Origin of the sequence: Streptomyces sp. NPDC056231, assembly GCF_048270745.1 — a bacterium.
Classification (GTDB): Bacteria; Actinomycetota; Actinomycetes; order Streptomycetales; family Streptomycetaceae; genus Streptomyces.
Window position 1 is genome coordinate 1 of sequence record NZ_JBLVKW010000089.1, and the last position, 17,554, is coordinate 17,554.

At 68.1% G+C, this 17,554-nt stretch carries 16 protein-coding genes and 2 pseudogenes; 6 read left to right on the plus strand and 12 right to left on the minus strand.

Annotated elements, in window-relative coordinates; translation table 11 throughout:
* Nucleotides 1–246: 246 nt before the first annotated feature.
* Entirely contained in the window at nucleotides 247–816 is a 570-nt protein-coding gene (locus ACNPQM_RS37675; protein WP_418087486.1) for a GNAT family N-acetyltransferase, read from the plus strand.
* 133 nt (nucleotides 817–949) lie between these two features.
* On the opposite strand, the pseudogene tnpA reads toward ACNPQM_RS37675, so the two are convergent.
* From tnpA to ACNPQM_RS37705, 6 genes and pseudogenes are all read right to left on the minus strand, one after another.
* A pseudogene (tnpA, locus tag ACNPQM_RS37680) lies at nucleotides 950–1,264 on the minus strand (IS200/IS605 family transposase); the annotation flags it as partial.
* A 79-nt stretch (nucleotides 1,265–1,343) separates the two neighbouring features.
* Nucleotides 1,344–1,811 (minus strand): hypothetical protein, encoded by a 468-nt coding sequence (locus ACNPQM_RS37685; RefSeq protein ID WP_418087487.1) that lies wholly within the window; start codon nucleotides 1,809–1,811, stop codon nucleotides 1,344–1,346.
* A 34-nt stretch (nucleotides 1,812–1,845) separates the two neighbouring features.
* Complete coding sequence (locus ACNPQM_RS37690) at nucleotides 1,846–2,109, minus strand: tyrosine-type recombinase/integrase (protein ID WP_418087488.1); 264 nt, start codon at nucleotides 2,107–2,109, stop codon at nucleotides 1,846–1,848.
* Nucleotides 2,110–2,455: 346 nt separating this feature from the next.
* On the minus strand, nucleotides 2,456–3,325 hold the full coding sequence (locus ACNPQM_RS37695; RefSeq protein ID WP_418087489.1) for an LLM class F420-dependent oxidoreductase: 870 nt from the start codon (nucleotides 3,323–3,325) through the stop codon (nucleotides 2,456–2,458).
* Between the two features lie 199 nt (nucleotides 3,326–3,524).
* Entirely contained in the window at nucleotides 3,525–3,854 is a 330-nt protein-coding gene (locus ACNPQM_RS37700; protein WP_418087490.1) for a hypothetical protein, read from the minus strand.
* A gap of 123 nt (nucleotides 3,855–3,977) precedes the next feature.
* Complete coding sequence (locus ACNPQM_RS37705) at nucleotides 3,978–4,118, minus strand: hypothetical protein (protein WP_418087491.1); 141 nt, start codon at nucleotides 4,116–4,118, stop codon at nucleotides 3,978–3,980.
* A gap of 326 nt (nucleotides 4,119–4,444) precedes the next feature.
* On the opposite strand from ACNPQM_RS37705, the gene ACNPQM_RS37710 reads away from it, so the two are divergent.
* A complete protein-coding gene (locus ACNPQM_RS37710) occupies nucleotides 4,445–5,203 on the plus strand; it encodes an SDR family NAD(P)-dependent oxidoreductase (RefSeq protein WP_418087492.1) in 759 nt (252 codons plus the stop codon).
* Nucleotides 5,204–5,227: 24 nt separating this feature from the next.
* On the opposite strand, the gene ACNPQM_RS37715 is transcribed toward ACNPQM_RS37710, so the two are convergent.
* Nucleotides 5,228–6,145: a hypothetical protein gene (locus ACNPQM_RS37715; protein WP_418087493.1), complete on the minus strand. Its 918-nt coding sequence runs from the start codon at nucleotides 6,143–6,145 to the stop codon at nucleotides 5,228–5,230.
* A 113-nt stretch (nucleotides 6,146–6,258) separates the two neighbouring features.
* Here ACNPQM_RS37715 and ACNPQM_RS37720 point away from each other — a divergent pair, with 113 nt between their 5' ends.
* Entirely contained in the window at nucleotides 6,259–6,513 is a 255-nt protein-coding gene (locus ACNPQM_RS37720; RefSeq protein ID WP_418087494.1) for a hypothetical protein, read from the plus strand.
* 251 nt (nucleotides 6,514–6,764) lie between these two features.
* On the opposite strand, the gene ACNPQM_RS37725 is transcribed toward ACNPQM_RS37720, so the two are convergent.
* Nucleotides 6,765–7,016 carry a helix-turn-helix domain-containing protein gene (locus ACNPQM_RS37725; RefSeq protein ID WP_418087495.1) on the minus strand — a complete coding sequence of 84 codons (252 nt, stop codon included), beginning with the start codon at nucleotides 7,014–7,016 and terminating at the stop codon, nucleotides 6,765–6,767.
* Nucleotides 7,017–7,097: 81 nt separating this feature from the next.
* A complete protein-coding gene (locus ACNPQM_RS37730) occupies nucleotides 7,098–7,493 on the minus strand; it encodes a tyrosine-type recombinase/integrase (RefSeq protein WP_418087496.1) in 396 nt (131 codons plus the stop codon).
* A 72-nt stretch (nucleotides 7,494–7,565) separates the two neighbouring features.
* Between ACNPQM_RS37730 and ACNPQM_RS37735 the strand changes: the two genes are divergently transcribed.
* Nucleotides 7,566–7,706, plus strand: coding sequence for a hypothetical protein (locus ACNPQM_RS37735; RefSeq protein WP_418087497.1), 141 nt, complete (start codon nucleotides 7,566–7,568; stop codon nucleotides 7,704–7,706).
* 549 nt (nucleotides 7,707–8,255) lie between these two features.
* A pseudogene (locus ACNPQM_RS37740) lies at nucleotides 8,256–11,282 on the plus strand (Tn3 family transposase).
* Between the two features lie 90 nt (nucleotides 11,283–11,372).
* Here the strand turns inward: ACNPQM_RS37740 and ACNPQM_RS37745 are convergent.
* Nucleotides 11,373–12,587, minus strand: coding sequence for an MFS transporter (locus ACNPQM_RS37745; protein WP_418087498.1), 1,215 nt, complete (start codon nucleotides 12,585–12,587; stop codon nucleotides 11,373–11,375).
* Nucleotides 12,588–12,875: 288 nt separating this feature from the next.
* On the opposite strand from ACNPQM_RS37745, the gene ACNPQM_RS37750 reads away from it, so the two are divergent.
* Nucleotides 12,876–13,184, plus strand: coding sequence for a recombinase family protein (locus ACNPQM_RS37750; protein WP_418087499.1), 309 nt, complete (start codon nucleotides 12,876–12,878; stop codon nucleotides 13,182–13,184).
* A gap of 282 nt (nucleotides 13,185–13,466) precedes the next feature.
* Here the strand turns inward: ACNPQM_RS37750 and ACNPQM_RS37755 are convergent, their stop codons facing one another.
* Together ACNPQM_RS37755 and ACNPQM_RS37760 are read right to left on the minus strand one after the other, a co-directional pair.
* Nucleotides 13,467–13,637 (minus strand): hypothetical protein, encoded by a 171-nt coding sequence (locus ACNPQM_RS37755; RefSeq protein ID WP_418087500.1) that lies wholly within the window; start codon nucleotides 13,635–13,637, stop codon nucleotides 13,467–13,469.
* Between the two features lie 303 nt (nucleotides 13,638–13,940).
* A complete protein-coding gene (locus tag ACNPQM_RS37760) occupies nucleotides 13,941–17,468 on the minus strand; it encodes a discoidin domain-containing protein (RefSeq protein WP_418087501.1) in 3,528 nt (1,175 codons plus the stop codon).
* Between the last annotated feature and the right edge of the window lie 86 nt (nucleotides 17,469–17,554).

The window sequence follows — 17,554 nt, forward strand, 5'->3', positions numbered from 1 at the left end:
GCGGACCGTGTCCATCTCCTCAGGTGTCACACCTGAAAGAACATCACAACCTATCCGCAGATGATCAATCGGGGTACCTAACAAAGCCCTACTAGGAGCGTGGGTCAGTAAACAACTCCTGGAATGCCGCGCCGCGTGGTGAAGTGCGGCTGCCGAGCGCTGCTCTTGAAAAGGCGTGGCTGCCAGGCAGTCGTGATGCGAAAATCAGTCCGCAACTTGACCCACATCCGCGTCCCGGAGGTCCGCATGGACGTCACCTCGCTGCTGCCGTTGACCACGGCCCGGTTGTCGCTGCGTCTGTTCACTCCTGGTGACGCCGACGACCTGTACGCCTACCAGAGCCTGCCGAGCGTGGCGCGCTACTTGTACCGGCCGGCGCACACGCGTGAGCGCAGCGAGCAGGTTGCCGCCGAGCGCGCGGCGCAGACGGCCTGGCGCACTGACGGGGACAAGCTGGCGCTCGCTGTCTGCCGACGCGATGAGCCCGGCGTCCTTGGCGAGGTGAGCCTCGGTCTGGCCGATGCCCGCGCCGCCCAGGCCGAGATCGGCTGGACTCTCGACCCAGGTCACCAGGGGCACGGCTACGCGACCGAGGCGGCCGCGGCGCTGGCCGGGTTTGCCTTCGACACGCTGGGCGTGCACCGGCTCTACGCACGGCTGGATGTGGAGAACACCGGGTCTGTGCGGGTCTGTGAGCGCCTCGGGATGCGCCGGGAGGCGCACCTGGTCGAGAACGACCTCGACGGGGATCGCTGGGGCAGCGAGTACATCTACGCGGCGCTGTCCGCGGATCTTGGCAGTCGATCAGGCGATTGAGCCCGACGCCGCCTCCTGTTCGTGATCTTCCATCCCTGATCTTGCGTGGGTATCCCCGGCTTCAGCCGGGGAGGGAAACGCATCCTTGGTCCGGAGGCGCGAAGCGCCAAAGTTCGCTGCGCGTGGGGGATGGTCAGGCAGGTCGTTTCTGTTCTTCGATGTACTGGCGGATCACGGTCAGCGGTGCTCCGCCGCAGGATCCCGTGAAGTAGGAGCGGGACCAGAAGACCGGTCCCATGCCGATCCGGTTGATTCGCCCGGTGTACTCCGCTCGCAGGTACCTGGAGCTGACGCCTTTGAGTGAGTTGATCGGCTTCGACAGGGCGACCTTCGGCGGGTAGTGCACCAGCAGGTGGACGTGGTCGGCTTCGCCGTTGAACTCCCGCAGCTGCGCCTCGAACGTGCCGCAGACCTCCCGCATGATCTCTTCGCCCGTGGTTCGCACGTCCCTATTGGTTCGCATGTCTGCCGGCCACGACGAAGGGCCCGCGGCCGGTGGTGGCTGCGGGCCCTTCGAGTTGGTGGGGTCAGGGGGCGGTGAGGTACTCGGCTGCGGCTGTCACGAATCGGTCGTGCGCGGTACGGGCAGACTTGCGGGCTGCGTCCAGGGCTTCGGAGCTCTGCCGGTGCTCGCGCATCGAGTAGGTGGCAGACACCATGTCCTTCGCGGCGGCGCTGACGGCGGGTTCGGGCAGGAGCACCTGCACGGCAACGAGTGGGCGAGTGATCGCGGACCGGGTGACGTAGGAGGCGGCGCGGAGTTCCTCGATGCGGTCGGCGGGTTCGTTGTTCAGCGTCGCGGTCTCGCGCATCCACATGGCGCGTCGGTGGTCGGAGGCTGCCGCGGCGAGCTCCGTGACGGCGTTCAGCCGGTCGCGCCGTAACTGCTCGGTGGTCGCTGCCCTTTCGGCGCGGTGGGCGGTCCTCTGCTGGAACACTCCCGCGACGACTGCACCGAGCAGTGTGCCGAGTACGGCGATGACGGTGGCGAGCATGGCTCCCCCTGCGGTGTGGTGGTCGGTTGGGTGGTCAGGCGGTGCGCATGGCCTTGGTGAGTTCATCGGCCATGCGGTACGAGGGCGAGCGGTGCAGCGCCCCGGCGTGGCGGTCGTACCGGCGGGTGGTGCGGGGGTCGGCGTGCTCCATGGCGTCCTGTACGTCGGCGAGCGGGACGCCATGGTCGAGCAGCGCGGTGGCGTAGCTGTGGCGCAGCGAGTGCGGGAGATCGCGTTCGCCGACTCGATGCCGGCGGTGGTGGGACGCGGCGCAGCAGCCGGTAGGCGGCCGGCTCATCCATGGGCCGCCCGGTGCGGGTGGGGAACAGCATCGTGAGGATCGGTCAGCCAGCCCGTCAGACATTCAATCCCCGCCATCCCTCTGAACCGGGAACAATAACCGGCGCCACACGCGGCGGTCCCCCCGGGGCGTCGCGCTGGACCGGCCGTGTGACCCGGCCCCGTCTTCCATGTGGTTCGGCATCGACCGGTCTGCCGGCCGGCTTCTCGGCGCGCCAGGCAGGAGGAGCCCGTGTGAGCAGGTCTGTCTTCCCCCTGAGCGAGGGGTGGGGACATTCAAAGGTCCCCATCAGGGACGCCTTGCGGGCGTGAAAGGGTGCGGCTGGTGTTCCGGCCGGCCCTGGTTATTCCTCCGGGCGAATCCAGGTCCGGGCGAGTTCCGCGACCCAGGTGGCCGCCGCGTCGGGAGCGGGCGGGGGTGCGCCGACGACGACGAGTTCGGTGACGCCCGCCGCACCGAGTGCGGGAAGCTGCTCCGGGATGCCGTCGCTCAGCGCGACGGCGACCGTGAGCTCGTCAAGAGTGCGACCGTGGCGGGCGCACTCATCGGCGAGAACGGCGATGCGCGCCGGGACGTCGGCCGCCGGGACGTTGAAGCCGTACCAGCCGTCGGCGAGCGTGGCCGCGCGGCGCAAGGCGGCGTCGCTGTTGCCGCCGACCACGACCGGGAGCCGGCCGCCGCGCAGCGGCTTCGGGTTGACGCGGATCGCGTCGAAGCGGGTGAACTCCCCTGCGAAGGAGGCCGGGTCCTCGGCCCAGAGGGCGCGCATCGCGGCGAGGTACTCTTCGGTGCGCCGCCCGCGCTCGGCGAAGGGGACCGCGAGCGCTGTGAATTCCTCGGCCGACCAGCCGACCCCGACCCCGAGGCTGAACCGCCCGGCGGAGAGCACGTCGAGTGTGGCGGCCTGTTTGGCGACCAGGACCGGGTTGTGCTCAGGCAGCAGGAGTACGCCGGAGGCGAGCTCGATCCGGCTGGTGACCGCCGCCGCGAAGGTCAGGGCAAGCAGCGGGTCCAGCCAGTCCGCGTCCGCGGGCACGGCGATCCGGCCGTCCGCGGAGTAGGGGTAGCGCGAGGCGGGCGCGTCCACGAGCACCACGTGCTCGCCGCACCAGAGCCTCGCGAAGCCGTGCGTCTCCGCGGCTGTGGCTACCGCACGGATCACCTCGGGACGGGCACCGTCACCGATACCGAGCGCGTGCAACCCCACTCGCATTCTCCACCTCCGGGCGTCACCTTAAGTTCGAAGCGCGGACGCGCCCGGGTGACGTGGCCCACCGCGCGCGCAGGCGCAGGCGCAGCGGGAGCCCGACCTGACGATGTGGGAGGCGGAGAAGCAGGCCCGTAAGAAGGAGGGCCGCCAAGCCCGAGCCCAGCTGACGGCCGGGCAGGAACCGTCAGCTATGCCTGCGCCTCTACTGCACCCTCCGCAGGAACGGCGACGTCTCCCCGTCGCTGTCGAGATCGACCGCGAGGATGCCAGTACCGCCGTGGACAAGCTCCGCGACGAGGCCCTTTGCGGACCTGCGCTGCGGATCCGCTGGCACGGAGCGCTGCGCGCCGAGCTCCCGGGACTTCTTGTCGGCGAAGATCCGGATGCACCCTGCTTCGGTGAGTGCGTGGATCTGCCGGTCGAGCAACGGTCCCTTGGTGGACACGCGTGCGTATCCCACGAGGCCGCCGGTCCGTACGGCCGGAACGGGGGCGAGGAGATCGGCGGTGTCGTCGTCCTGGGGTAGCTGCACCTGCCAGATCGTACAGAAAACGGTGCCGCTCAAGCTCTTGAGCACAGCGACTTTCTGACACCGTTTTATGGGCATGATCCGGCGTCAATCTGGTCATACACTGCCGCTTACCGATCTTGCTCATCAATCGGTCCGGGCCAGCACCGCCATCCGGTTCGGCGGGATCTGCGACAACTTCAGCCGACCGAGCCGGTACGCGCCGATCTCGTCCACCCGCTCCAGCTCCGAGAACCGGGAGCCCTCCGGCGTCTTCAGCGTCGCCACCAGGTCCCCGGCCTCAGTACTGGTGGGCTCGCGTATTCAACTGTCACGAGTTCTCCGGATTGCCGCCTCCGCTGGCTGCAGAGAGTGACGATTCTTGGGCGGCGAATGCACCGTCGATGGTTGAGCATGCGAGCTCACCAGTGTCAGGCCCCTCATCGTGGCCTCGTCGTCCTGGCACCCAGCCTGCTTCCCGGGGGTGACCAGGCGCAACGTGAGGTCCGATATCCGCCAGACTCGGCTGCCGCCGTACTGCAGTCTGACGGAGGTGGTCGTGCTCCGGGCCCGGCCGACCCCACTGGTACCACCTCTCCAAGAAAGGTCTCTCCATGTCTTCCCGTCTGGACTCCAAGGTCTTCGTCGTCACCGGCGGCTCCTCCGGCATCGGCCTCGCCGTCGCGCGGCGACTCGCGTCGGAAGGCGCCGTCGTCGTCATCGGCGGCCGTCGCAAGGACATCGGTGAAGGAGCTGCCGAGAGCATCCGGGCCACGGGTGGCAGGGCCCTCTTCGTTCCCGCCGATGTCTCCGTCGAGGCCGACGCCGCTGCGCTGGTCACGGCGGCGCTCTCCGAATTCGGCAGCCTGGACGGGGCGTTCAACAACGCCGGCTCTATCAACGCCTCCGGCCCGGTGTCCAGTATCGACGGCGCCGACTGGAACGCCGAGATCGCACAGAACGTCACCAGCGTCTTCAACTGCCTCAAGCACCAGATACCGGAGGTACTCAAGACCCGCGGGGCGATCGTCAACAATGCCTCCAACATGGGGGTCGTCGCGCTGCCCGGCGTCGCCCCATACGTCGCCGCCAAGCACGCGGTCGTGGGCCTGACCCGGGCCACCGCGCTCGAAGTGGCCGAACAGGGCGTGCGTGTCAACGCCATCACCACCGGCGGCGTCGACACGCCGCTGGCCCGCACCTCGATGCTGACCAGCGACGAGGCCGTCGCGCAGATCTCGGCAATGCACCCGGTGAACCGCATCGCCCGGCCCGAGGAGATCGCCCCGTTCGTGGCGTTCCTGCTGAGCGACGACGCCTCGTTCATCACCGGCGCAGCCCTCGCGATCGACGGTGGATTCACAACCCGCTGACCGCCTACTGGTGGGCTCTCGTGATCAAATTTCACCAGTTCCTCGTGGAAACCAACCTGCTGGTGACCATGTGTGATCTCCAGTGGCGTACCGGCTCCAGGTTCCGCCGGTCTCGTTGAGCAGGCGGGCGGTCGTCTTGTCGTGGTAGCCGAGAGCGTCTGCGACGACGGGAGCGGGCATCTCAAGGAATTGTTGTCGGATGGCGGCGCCGCGAGCGGCGGCCACTGGGACACCGATCTTGTTGAGGAGTGCGGACAGGTGGTCGGGGCGGAGGGGCTGGCCCGCCCGGCGGCCTGGGAAGAGCCAGCGTGATGCCTGGTTGGTGGCGGTGTTCATGTTGTCGCGGTCGGCGATGTAGTCCAGCAGCAGGGAAGCGGCCGGCTCGGGGACCGGTGAGGCCGGTTCCCCGAGATGGAGAAGTACCGCTCTTCCGTCGTGCATGACGTCGTCGACGGTGAGCCACACGATCCGAGTGAGGGGCTGGGCGTAGAGAAGCACAATGACGCCGGCGACGCGGAGGTTCTTCGGCGTGTCCGGGTCGGTCAGCAGTCGGCCGAGAGCGTCCAGGCGCTCGTCTTCGCTCAGAGCGGCTCGTCGGGTGGCTTTCACCGCGGGTATGGAGAGCGAGCGTCGGCAATGGCAACTCTGCATGGCCCAGCTGAGGAAGGCCCTCAAGCAGTTGCGGCCGTGCTCACTGTTCTCGGCCCACCAGGCGTCGACGTCGATCTGGCCGCATGAGGCGAGGCTGGTATTCCGATCGCCGAGCCACTGGAGAAAAGCCGTCGCGTACTTGATCTGCTCGGCGGCGAAGCGGCGGATGCTGGGTGTGATGTGGCCCCGGTCGGATCGCGCCCGCAGCCGGGGAAGTACGCGCCAGCTCGCGAATAGCCTGATCGTCTTCGCGTGTTCGGGATCGGCGATCTCGGCCAGATGATCTGGCAACAACGCTGGAAAGAGCAGATGTACTTGTCCACTGCGGGCAGGATCCCGCTTGCCATCAGGAGTTCTTCCAGGTGAGCGGCCGACCGCCAGGGCTTCAGCCCGTGGAACGCGTCGTGGGTCAGCGGGATTTGCCCGAGGCCAAGCTGCCGCAGCCGCTCAGAAGCGTTGCCCGGCTGATCCCGGCGCAGGGCCAGCCAGGCCAGCCCGCTGCTGGGCTTGTCCACCGCCACCAGCAAGTCGATCAGCGGGACCAGCTCGGGACGGACCCGGCCGGTGCCGTCGTCCAGGAGAGCGGCGAGCCGGTCGGCGAGCGTGCAGCGTTCGCACAGCCGCCCGCCCAGGAGTTTCCCTTCGAAGCCGCAGCGTGAACAGTCGAAGGTCTGGGAGAAGCCGGCGCAGGTCGTGCAGATCGCGGCGCCGTCGACGGGGCGGAGGCCAGGAAGGGCCCGGTTCTGGCCGCATCCCGGACAGATGCCCCGTGTCCGCACCGCGCGGTCCGAGCACGTCCGGCAGACGTAGCCGTCCGGCCAGCTGCCGGCTTTGTGCCTGCGGCGTCGGCAGCGGCAGCACTCGGCCAGGAACCAGCGTTCGTACCGCTCGTCGGTGGCGTAGGTCCGGCTCATGTGTCAGGCAGGATGCGGGCCGCGCGAGGCCGCAGCGTGGCGACGTTCGCGGAGGGAGCCGGGAGGTCGCCGGTGGCGGTCTTTCGGACCCCGGCGTTCTCGGCGGTGGTGGCTACCAGGTCGGCCGGGGTGCAGGAGAGGATGTCGCAGAGCGCGGCCATGACCTGCAACGACAGTCGTTCCGGTGTGCCGGAGACCAGGCGGTGGACCTGAGAGGCAGACAGGTCGATCCCGCGCTCGCGCAGCAATTGGGACCAGCTCCGTGGCCGTGAAGATCTGGTGCTTGGCCATGACTTCTCGCAGCCGCCAGGTGTAGCCGACTTTGCGCTTCATGCGTTCCTCCCGTTCCGGGCCTGACGAGCCGCAGCGATGGTGTCGTCCAGGTGCCGGCGCAAGGTGCGGGTGCGGAAGTCCGAGGAAACGCAGGTGTAGATGGAGGTGGTACTGGCGTGCTCGTGACCGACCTGTTCCTGGACGAAGCGTGGGTCCCAGCCGTCCTCGATCAGGTGGGTGACGTAGGACCTGCGGAAGGAGTGGAAGTCGAGTCCGTCGTCCAGGTCGAGGGCCTTGCGGTAGGCGATGAAGCGGGAGTTGAGCCGCTGGCAGCCGATCCGCAGCCCCCGTTCGGAGGGCCAGGCCGCCGGGTTGTTGTCGGTGCCGAACAGCGGGCGGACCGCTTCTTCGCGTCGGCTTCGTTGTCCTGGACGTGAACGGTGGTGTTCCACTCGTGCACGACCTGCACCGGGTGGGTACCGAACCGCTCTTGCCAGGTGGCCGACCACTCATGGAGCGGGTCGGTGACGAACTGGCAGAACGCCCGCATGGCCTCGGAGTACGAGCGGATCGTCGATCGCTTCAGATCCCGCAGCGAGCGCAGGTCACCGAGCCATTCGTCGACCATCGCCGGTGTCCACTGCCACGGGAAGGCGTTCACGTAGGCGGCGAACGCCTTCACCGTGTTCTCCCGGCCCTCGACCGTTGAGCGGGCCAGGTTCCGCGCGAGCTGCTGGTTGGCGAATCCGCCCAACATCGCGGTGAACACCTGCTCTTCCGGCCGCAGCAGAGCGACCCCATCGGCCAGGTGCAGCGTCGCCGCCCCCGGCACGGTCCCTCTGAACCTCACCGGCTACCACTCTCCGTCACTCGCATCTGATGCGAGGAAACCGCATCAGATGCGAGCCGGAGCTGAAACCGCAGACCATCCACCCCCATGAGTGACAAGGACTCGCCGCTGCCACTCGCCAAGCGCTACGGTCACAGTCCGCCCAGGCGTCCGACGCCGCTGGTCAGCGGCATCGCCGCGCATCGCATCGGATGCGATGCGCATACCGTCGCCAGTTCGCATCCGATGCAATTGGCGGCGCTTCCCAGATACGCCAGAAACCCGCCACGGGATGATCTTGCGTTGTTGAGGGCCTTGCCCCGTCACCCGTACAGCCCGGTGTCGTTGGTGGTGATGTTGGATTCCGTTAGGGGCGGGGTGGGCTGTGACCTCGATCGCGAGGACCGCGTATCCGCGGTTCAAGCGGCTGATCACCGCGCATGAGCTGCATCTGTTCTTCGCGCCGAGCCGTGACGAGGTCGAGTGGGCCGCCGGCCGGACCGACTGCGACGAGCACCTCCTGGCCCAGCTGCTCGCGCTGAAGTCGTACCAGCGCACGGGGTGCTTCCCGAAGCTGGACGAGATCCCGGAGACGGTGGTCGACTTCGTCCGCCGCGCGGTGGACCTGCCAGAGGGCACGGTGCCGAAGGCCGCGAACTGTACGGCGGAGCGGCAGCGAACCGCCGTACGTCAGCGGACGGGCTTGTCGTACGACAAGGCGAAGGCCCGGAAGATCGCCGAGGCGGTGATGCGGAGCGAGGCCGTATCGAAGAACCGCCCGGCGGGCCTGATCAACATCGCGCTGGAGAAGGTCGTGGAGGCCGGGCTGGAGCTGCCGGGCTTCACCACGCTGGACGCGCTCGCGGCGAAGGTCCGCACCGAGGTGAACGCCGCGATCTGCATGGGCGTCTACGACCAGCTCAGCGAGGCCTACCGGGAACAACTGCTGGCGCTGCTGTCGGAGAAGGACACTTCCGGCACCACGAAGTACAACCGGCTGAAGCGGTCGGCGAAGGCCCCGACGTGGTCGCACTTCCATGCCCAGGCCGAGCACCTTGGGTGGGTGGACGAGCTGGGCGAGACCGGGGTGTGGCTGGCCGGCGTTGCCTCGGGGAAGATCACGGACTTCGCCGGTGAGGCGGACGCAGCGGACGCGCCGGGGCTGCGGGACTACAGCCTGGTGAAGCGGCTCGCGGTGCTGGTGTGCCTGGTCCACAAGGCGCGGATGCGGGCCCGGGACGATCTGACGACGATGTTCTGCAAGCGGATCGCGTTGCAGGTCAAGCGGGACAAGGCGGAGGTGGAGCAGATCCGGGAGCGGCAGCAGGCCATCGTTGAGGCGTTGATCGGGAACTACCGAACGGTGCTCCAGCACATCGACGCCGACAGTCCCGTCCAGGCGGCCCGGGAGAAGGCGGCGGCGTTGACCGCCGAGATCCTGACGGCGGTCGGGGAACTCGATCAGGACGCCGCGCCTGACGTGGTTGCGGCCCGGCTCGGCGAGGGGCTCGCACCCGCGCTGCACACCATGGCAAAGGCCCTGCGGGTGCAATCCGAAGACAACCGTGTCCTGGACGCGCTCGCGCACGCCCGCCGCCACAAGAACCTGCGCGACTACATCCCTGAGCGGCACGAGGACGGACGCCCGGTCGACATCTCGTTCGCCGCGCTGAACGGGCAGAAGGTCGTCCGGGACAAGAACCGGCCGGGCGTCTTCGTGCGCAAGCACTTCGAGGCGATGGTGTTCGCCGCGCTCGCCGAGGAGCTCCACACCGGTGACGTCGCGGTGGCCGGGTCCGAGGCGTACGCCGACTGGAGCGAGCAGCTCCTGCCATGGGAGGACGTCGAGGCGAAGCTGGGCGACTACCTGGTGGAGGTCGGTCTCGCCGAGCCCGGCGACGACGCGCCGTACGACGCGGTGACGTTCCGCCGGCAGCTGGAGGACAAGCTCACCGCGGCCGCCGCGAGTGCGGATGCCGGGTACCCGGACAACGAGGGCCTGATCATCGACCCAGAGACCGGTATTCCCTCCCTCAAGGCCCACCGCTCCGAAGGGCAGCGCGCCTCAGCGAAGGCCCTGGAGCAGGAGATCAAGGCCCGGATGCCGGAGCGCTCCCTGCTCGGGATCATCTCCCGCACGGCGTACTGGGTGGAGTGGTGGCGTCGCTTCGGCCCCGCCTCGGGCAACGAGCCGAAGCTGAAAGACCCCTTCGGCCGGTACGTGATCACCACCTTCGTGAAGGGCACCAACATGGGCCCCTACGAGGCTGCCCGGCACATCCCCGGCGTGAGCGGGCACGAGCTGTCGCTGGCTGCGAACCGACATTTCTCCATCCCGACGCTCAACGAGGCGATCGCCGACCTGGTCAACGCACACGCCCGCCTGGACATCTCGCGGGCGTGGGGCGACGGCTCCGCGGTCGCCGCGGACGGCACCCACATGGACACCTACCTCAACAACCTGCTGTCCGAGACGTCCGTGCGGTATGGCAAGCCGGGCGGCATCGCGTACCACCACATCTCCGACACCTACATCGCGCTGTTCACCCACTTCATCCCGTGCGGGGTGTGGGAGGCCGTCTACATCATCGAGGGCCTGCTGAAAAACACGTCCGAGGTGAAGCCGACCACCGTGCACGCAGATACGCAGGGCCAGTCGTTCCCGGTCTTCGCGCTCGCCCACCTGCTGGGCTTCGACCTGATGCCCAGGATCAGGAACTGGAAGGACCTGACCTTCTACCGGCCCATGAAGCGGACCGAGTACGTGCACATCGACGCCCTGTTCGGGGAGAGCGGCCGCAACGTCATCGACTTCGACCTGATCGAGTCCCAGTTCCGGCACCTGATGCGGGTGGCCGTCTCCGTGCGCGAGGGCGCCATCTCCTTCACGCTGCTGCTGCGGCGCCTGCGGGCCGGCTCCCGCAAGGACACCACCTACACCGCGTTCCGCGAGGTCGGCCGCGTCATCCGCACCGTCTAGCTGCTGCGCTACCTCTCGGACGCCCCGCTGCGCCGGCGGGTGACCGCCGCGACGAACAAGGTCGAGGCGTTCAACGGCTTCTCCCAGTGGATCGGCTTCGGCAACGGCGGCGTCATCACCGACAACGACCCCGTCGAGCAGGAGAAGACCGCGAAATTCAACGCGCTGCTCACGAACGCGGTGATCTTCCACAACGCCCTGGACATCGCCGAGATCGTGCGCCAGCTCCAGGAGGAGGGCTACGTCATCGACCCCGAGGACCTGGCCCACATCTCGCCGTACCTGACCGAGCACGTCCGCCGCTTCGGCGAGTACTCCACCCATGAGCTCGGCCTCGTGCCCGAGGCGTACGACCCGCATCTGGACGTCGACTTCAGCCCGCTGCGCGGTGACGCCCCGCCCGCGCCGGACGGCTACGGTCAGGCGGCCTGACCACCCATGTCATGTCGCTACTCCAGCGGCCACGCGATGCACACACACTGTTCCATGCCACGCGGAAGGCTCATGGGACCTACTCCCTGGTCATCTCGTCGCTTCCGCAGCAACGCCCGGCTGCGGCCGGGTCCGCATACCCCAGCGGGCAAGAGATGGGCCAGCAGCACCCAGCGCCGCGAAGAACAACGCCAGCAGAAGCCAGCCCGCCGTGCCGAGGCCTAGCACCACCGTGGTGAGGATCGCAGGGGCAAGAGCCTGGCCCGCGTTGAAGCCGAGGCCGAGGACACCTTGGTACTGGCCCTGGGCATGGCCGGGGGCAAGACCGAAACCCAGGGCGAAGCACGCCGAGGACTCCCAGACCTCTCCCAGGCTATGGACGAAGATCGCCGCCAGGACCAGTCCTGCTGCCGCCCAGACAGGGGCGTACGCCGCCAGCGCCATCATCGGACAGCTGACGAGGAAGAGCAGCCCCGCAGTGCGAAACGCCCTGCCGCCGTCGTACGGGGTCTCGATACGGGAGCCGATCCTGGTCTGCATCAGTACGCAGAAGGCGGAATTGACTCCGAACAGTGCGGCCACCGTCCAACGCGGCGCTTCGGTGTGCTCGGAGATCCAGATCGGCAGGAGCAGGGAGACCACCGGGTACTGCAGTCCCATGGCCCCGTAGAGGGCGGTGAACGTCAGGAACGGACGGTCCGCGAAGACAAGCCAGCGCCGCTGCTGCGGCGGCGCTGCCAGCACCGGATAGCGGGGCAGCAGAAGCAGAAGCACCGCGCACAGGGCGAAGCTCGCCGCGTTGCCGAGAATCAGCGTGACATAGGCGCCGCGGGTGTCCGCGGCCAGCGCCAGCCCGGCACCCCCCGTTCCCAGGACGACGCCCAGGTTGACGAAGGTGCGCAGCTTCGCCCGGAACATGGCCGGTCGCTCACCCCCGACCCGGGCCACCAGAGCCCCCCACGCCGCCCCTCCGACCGCCGCGGCGATCTGGTCGACCGTCGCGATGATCGTGAGCGCGGCCCAGCTCTCGACGAGGACGAGGGCCGCCATCGATACCGCCTGGACCGCGAGGGCCAGCATCATGATCACGCGTGCGCCGCGCCGGTCAGCGAGATGACCCCCAGGTATCCCCGCGCACAAGCCGATCACTCCGGCGATGGTGAGCGCGGCGCCGACCTGCACCGCAGGCAGGCCCACGACCAAGGTGAAATAGAGCGCCGACGCCGCGTTGAACAGACCATTGCCGACCCGGTTGACGAAACTGGCGGCGACCAGCACGCGCTCCGGCCCACTGTCCCCCGCCATCCGGCCTATTCGACCTGCCAAACCGCCCTTGATCATGGACCGCAGGCTAACAGCGCCGCAGAACCCGCCGCAGTCGTACCAAGATCGCGTGCCCTAACGGCGACGCAGGCCCCCCGACGCGTGTTCCATCCTCTGAAGGCCGGTGTCGGCAAACGAATGACGACAGGTGCGGCGGGCGTCCAATGAATCCGGACTTTCCGGGGCTCCGATCCAATGAGATCCGATGACGCATGATGACAGGGTTTGCTGACAGCTTAGGTCTGATCCGCCGACAGAAACGGGGGCAGCATGGCCAACCTGGTCTACAAGCGGGTGTCGACCGACCAGCAGTCGACCGACCGCCAGAACCTCGTCCTCGCCGAGGCCGGGATCGCAGACCCGGTCGTCTTCGAAGAGGACCCCGGCACCTCCAGCCGCCTCCACCCGCTGGAACGAACGAAGTTCGGCGAGCTGCTCACCTACGCACGGCCGGGCGACATCGTGCACATCTCCGAGATGTTCCGCCTCGTACGCGGCACTGGGCACATCCTCGACGTGCTCGACGTCCTCCGACAACCAGGACGAACTCGACGTCTGCCTCCTCGCGATGCGACGTGAGCTCGCCCCCTGAGGCTGGCTCGTGGAAAGCATGACGCGCCGACGGATTGAGGCGCTACGGACGCTACGTCCGGCTCGCGGGGAATCGGAATGGATGCGGCAACTGCGCGAACAGGTCCAACGTCATGACCCATGAGGGCAGTCGAACCGCAGGGTGCAAACGTGCCGGCGTGAACTGCTGGACCGGACGTTTATCTGGAACCCGCGTCATCTCCTGCACGCCCTACGTGAGTTCGAGTCCTTCTACAACGAACACAGGCCGCACCAGGGCATTGCGAACGCCTACAGCCCGATGTCGACCAATTCGTCGTCGGTGACCGTCGGAATGCCGGACTTCTTCTTGGCTACCTTGATCCACACACCGTCGTGGTGCATGTAGTGCTCGGCCAGCCAGCTCTCAAACGCCGCAGCGTCCGCGAAAGCGATGATCTCCACCCCCGTGATCTCATCCATGCGGCACAGGATATCGCCCGCATGACCAGGGCCGGTTCCGGCAGACTGCCACTTCTGATGTCCGGGAACCCAACCCGCCAACCGCCACGCTCACCCGCCACGTGAAATGTTCAGTCACATCGATTACCCGGCCAAGGCTGTGTGACGAGCCACTAGAGCCTCAAGTCGGTTGCCCGGAGGCACCTTGCGCTCCAGGCAACCCGACCCGGCCGATACCCTCCGTCATGCACAAGCCCTTTTACGCCAACTCGCCGGCGTCGTCCCGGTCACCCAGTCCTCCGCGCCGGTGGAGCCGGGCTCTTCTCAGGCCGGCTCCCCGTAAAGGATCACCTCCGCGATCCCCGCGACGCTCTGCGCGCCCCCGCCGCTGACCTGGGTGACCATGATGCGTATCTGGCGCACGTTCGGTGCTGTGAAGAGCTCCGGGAGGGTGTACTGGCCGCTTCGGGTCAGGCCGGAGAGTGCCGTGTCCCAGGTGCTGCCGTCCGTCGAGGTCTGCAGGTCGAAGGTGTACCAGCTGCTGTCCTTGCCCCAGTGGATGCGCACTCCGGCGAGGTCGTGGGCGGCGGTCAGTTCCGCGGTGAGTGTCTGGGGGAGCGCCGGGGAGGCGGCGCTCCAGCCGGTACCGAAGGTGATGTCGCCGTCGAAAGCCTTGTCGGGTTCGAAGCCGGTGGCGGCGTTGGACGCGGTGACCGTCCCGATCCGGTCGCGGGCGATCTTCGGCCCCGGGTCGGTCGGGGGGACGCCACCGCTGCCGCCGGGCGGGACCGCGCGGAACTCGCGGATGGACGGCCACCAGTCACCGGCGCCGAGGATGTCGATGCGTACATACCGTGTCGTCACCTGCACCTGGTGGACGGCTGTGGTGACCGCCGTGGTGTTGTCGTGTGCATCGACGGTCGTCGTCCAGGTCGCGCTGTCGTCGGACGTCAGGATCCGGTACTGGTACGCGGTCTCGTCGGTCTCCCACAGGATCTGGAACTGCTCGAGCTCGGCCGACGCACCGAGGTCGACCTGCCACCAGGCCGGGTCGGGCCCGTCCCCGACCCACTTGGACTCCGCCGCGTCGTCCACCGCGTCGGCCGGTGCGTGTCCTGACTGGGCGGTGGAGGCAGTCGCCTCCTTGAACAGGGCCAGGTTCTGGGCGCCTTGGCTCTCCAGAGTGGAGATGTTCTTCCAGGTGGGGTGGGTGCCGTCGGCGACATGGGTGCCGGTGTACGGCTCGGTTCGCATGGTGTACTGGCCGCTGTCGAGGCCGGTCGAGGTCGCGGTGAGGGTGAGGGAGCCGGCTGCGGTGCCGGTGGCGATCAGGGCGTAGCCGATGCCGCCCTGGGCTTTCTGCGTCTGGGCCGCGATCCGGGGAATGTTCTCGCCGATCAGCGTGCCGGTTCCGGTCACCTCGATGGCGAGGGTGGCGGAGGAGTCGGTGACGAGGGTGCCGTCGGCGTCGACGACCTTGATGTACACGGGGATCAGGTCGGAGCCGTCGGCGACGGGCCGGATCCGGTCGAGCAGTCCGGCGGCCATGCGCAGGCCCGCGGCCTCCTTCGCCGACAGGGTGCGGCCGCGCTGCGCACCGGCCAGATCGACGAGCTTCTCCGTCTGTCCAGGTTTGACCCGTTCCAGCAGCTTGCGTGCCGCCTTCTTCCCGTCCTGCGAGCTGTCGCCCAGGGCAAAGGCCAGCAGGTCGATAAGCGTGGCCCGGCCACCCGCGTCGTCGGCGACGACCTCCAAGCGCTGTGCTGCGCCAGGGGTGTTGACGTGGTGGGTAGCGGCGAGTACGTCGCCCAAGTATCCCTCGGCGCTGAGTTCTCCGGCGGCGAACTGCGGCAGGGTGAACGTGTAGTACGGACTGCCACCCTTGGCCGCCACGTTCGGTGCGGTCGCGGCATTGTCGGCGCGGGTCTGTTCGCCGACGAGCCGACCGTTCTGATACAGCCGGACCCGGTCGGTATTACTGAAGACCCGCACCTTCTTCTCGGAGTCGGCGGTGTGCGCACTGGCGACGAAGACCATCGGTCCACCGTGGTTCGGGTTCGTGGCCGGCTGCATGGACTTGAGCCAGTGATAACAGTGCTTGGGGTACCGGTCGATATCGACGGCGCCGGACTTCTGGTAGGTGTCGTTGGTGCCGTAGTCCTCGAAAACCCACAGAAAATAGCCGCCGATCCGGCTGTTGGCGTCGAGGCCGCCCCAGTCCCAATAGCCGTCGCCATTCAAGTAGCGCTGGCGGGTGATGACTTGGTCCACCATCGCGCTCTCGCCGGACGCCCGGTCGGTGCGGCTGGGGTCTTCCCAGTCGCCCCATTCGCGGGTGAGGAAGGGCACGTTGAGCGCGGGATCCGAGCCGTCGGTGTTGACGACCTTGTAGTCGACGTCGTACTCGCCGCCCCAGATCCCGTAGTCGGCGGAAGTGAACATCTGATCGCCCGGCATCTCGGCGTGCGCGACGGAGTCGGCCTCCTTGGCCCACCACCGTGGGTAGGCGGTCTCGTTGAGGGAGGTCTCCCAAAGGATCACCGAAGGACGGTTGCGGTCGCGCCGGATCATTGTGGCGATGTCGCGGTAGGTGCGGGAGACGAAGGTCTGGTCGCCGTTCCAGTACTGCCAGCCCGGCTCGCAGGCCACGACGAGGAGGCCGAGTTCGTCGCAGGCGTCGAGGAAGGCGGGGTCGTGCGGGTAGTGCGCTGTCCGTACGGCGTTGAATCCGCCGAGCTTCAGGCGCAGCGCCTCGCGGTACTTCAGCGAGGCCGGGGCGGCGTCGCCGATGTAGGCGTAGTTCTGGTGGCAGTTGGCACCGCGCAGGTACAGCCGCTCGTCGTTGAGATAAAACCCGTCCGCCTTGAAGTCGATCCGCCGTACGCCGGTCCGTGTGGTGACCGTGTCGACGAGGCGGTCGCCGACGAAGACCTGGCTGACCAGCCGGTACAGGTACGGGGAGTCGGGATGCCACAGGTGCGGCCGGGCCACGCTCAACACCTGGGTGAACGCGCGGCCGCCCTTCCCTGAGACCGTGCCGGTTTCCGTGGTCTGTGCGACGGCCGTGCCCTGGGCGTCGTACAGGACCATGGAGAGTCTGATCCGGGCGGCGTCGGCCGCCTCGTTCACCACATGCGTCTTGACCTGGGCTGTCGCCCGGAGCTTGGTCGCTTTCGGGTACGTGACGAAGACGCCGCCCCCGGCGACCAGGTCCTCCTGCAGCGGGTCGGAGATGTGCACCGAGTCCGTCACCCGGAGCGTGACGCCTCGGTAGATCCCGCCGAAGGTGAGGAAGCCGAGCTGGTTGCGGGGTTTGCCGGGCGGGGTGAGCGGGTCGTCGAGGTTCGACACGCGGATGGCGAGGACGTTGTCGCCGCCGAAGCGGACCTTGCCGGTGATGTCCACGACAAAGCCCATGTAGCCGCCCTGGTGCTCAGCGACCTTCTCGCCGTTCAGGTAGACGACGCAGTCGGTCTGGACGCCGTCGAAGACCACGGTCAGCCGCCGGCCTTCGTCCTGCGGATCGAGGCGGAAGTACCGCCGGTACCAGCCGATTCCCGCGAACACGTCGTACACCGAGGGGTGTTTGCGCTCCAGCCGCATTGTGTGCGGGAGCGACACCGCGGCCCACTGCGCGTCGTCGAATCCGGGCTGCTGGGCGCCGGAGGCATCGTCCCGCCAGAAGGCCCAGCCGGTGTTGAAGTTCAGCACCCGACGCCCGCCCTGCCCAGCCCCCGTCCCGGCGTTCGGCGCGGCGGCGGCCCACCCGACGGGCATCAGCGCGGCGCCCGCGCCGGCCAGCCCGGCGGCGAGCACGCCCCGGCGTCTCACGCCGTTCATGGTGTCGTTCATGGTTTCCTCCTCTGATTCGTGGTTCGGCGACGAGTGAGGCGTGGTGGGACGACGGCGGGACCGTGCATGCCGTCGTCGCACCACGT

Excerpts from the sequence above, each read along its gene's own strand:
- ACNPQM_RS37675 (WP_418087486.1), top strand. The coding sequence starts at position 247 with ATGGACGTCACCTCGCTGCTGCCGTTGACCACGGCCCGGTTGTCGCTG.
- ACNPQM_RS37685 (WP_418087487.1), bottom strand. The coding sequence starts at position 1,811 with ATGCTCGCCACCGTCATCGCCGTACTCGGCACACTGCTCGGTGCAGTC.
- ACNPQM_RS37690 (WP_418087488.1), bottom strand. The coding sequence starts at position 2,109 with ATGAGCCGGCCGCCTACCGGCTGCTGCGCCGCGTCCCACCACCGCCGG.
- ACNPQM_RS37695 (WP_418087489.1), bottom strand. The coding sequence starts at position 3,325 with ATGCGAGTGGGGTTGCACGCGCTCGGTATCGGTGACGGTGCCCGTCCC.
- ACNPQM_RS37710 (WP_418087492.1), top strand. The coding sequence starts at position 4,445 with ATGTCTTCCCGTCTGGACTCCAAGGTCTTCGTCGTCACCGGCGGCTCC.
- ACNPQM_RS37745 (WP_418087498.1), bottom strand. The coding sequence starts at position 12,587 with ATGGCGGGGGACAGTGGGCCGGAGCGCGTGCTGGTCGCCGCCAGTTTC.
- ACNPQM_RS37750 (WP_418087499.1), top strand. The coding sequence starts at position 12,876 with ATGGCCAACCTGGTCTACAAGCGGGTGTCGACCGACCAGCAGTCGACC.
- ACNPQM_RS37755 (WP_418087500.1), bottom strand. The coding sequence starts at position 13,637 with ATGGATGAGATCACGGGGGTGGAGATCATCGCTTTCGCGGACGCTGCG.
- ACNPQM_RS37760 (WP_418087501.1), bottom strand. The coding sequence starts at position 17,468 with ATGAACGACACCATGAACGGCGTGAGACGCCGGGGCGTGCTCGCCGCC.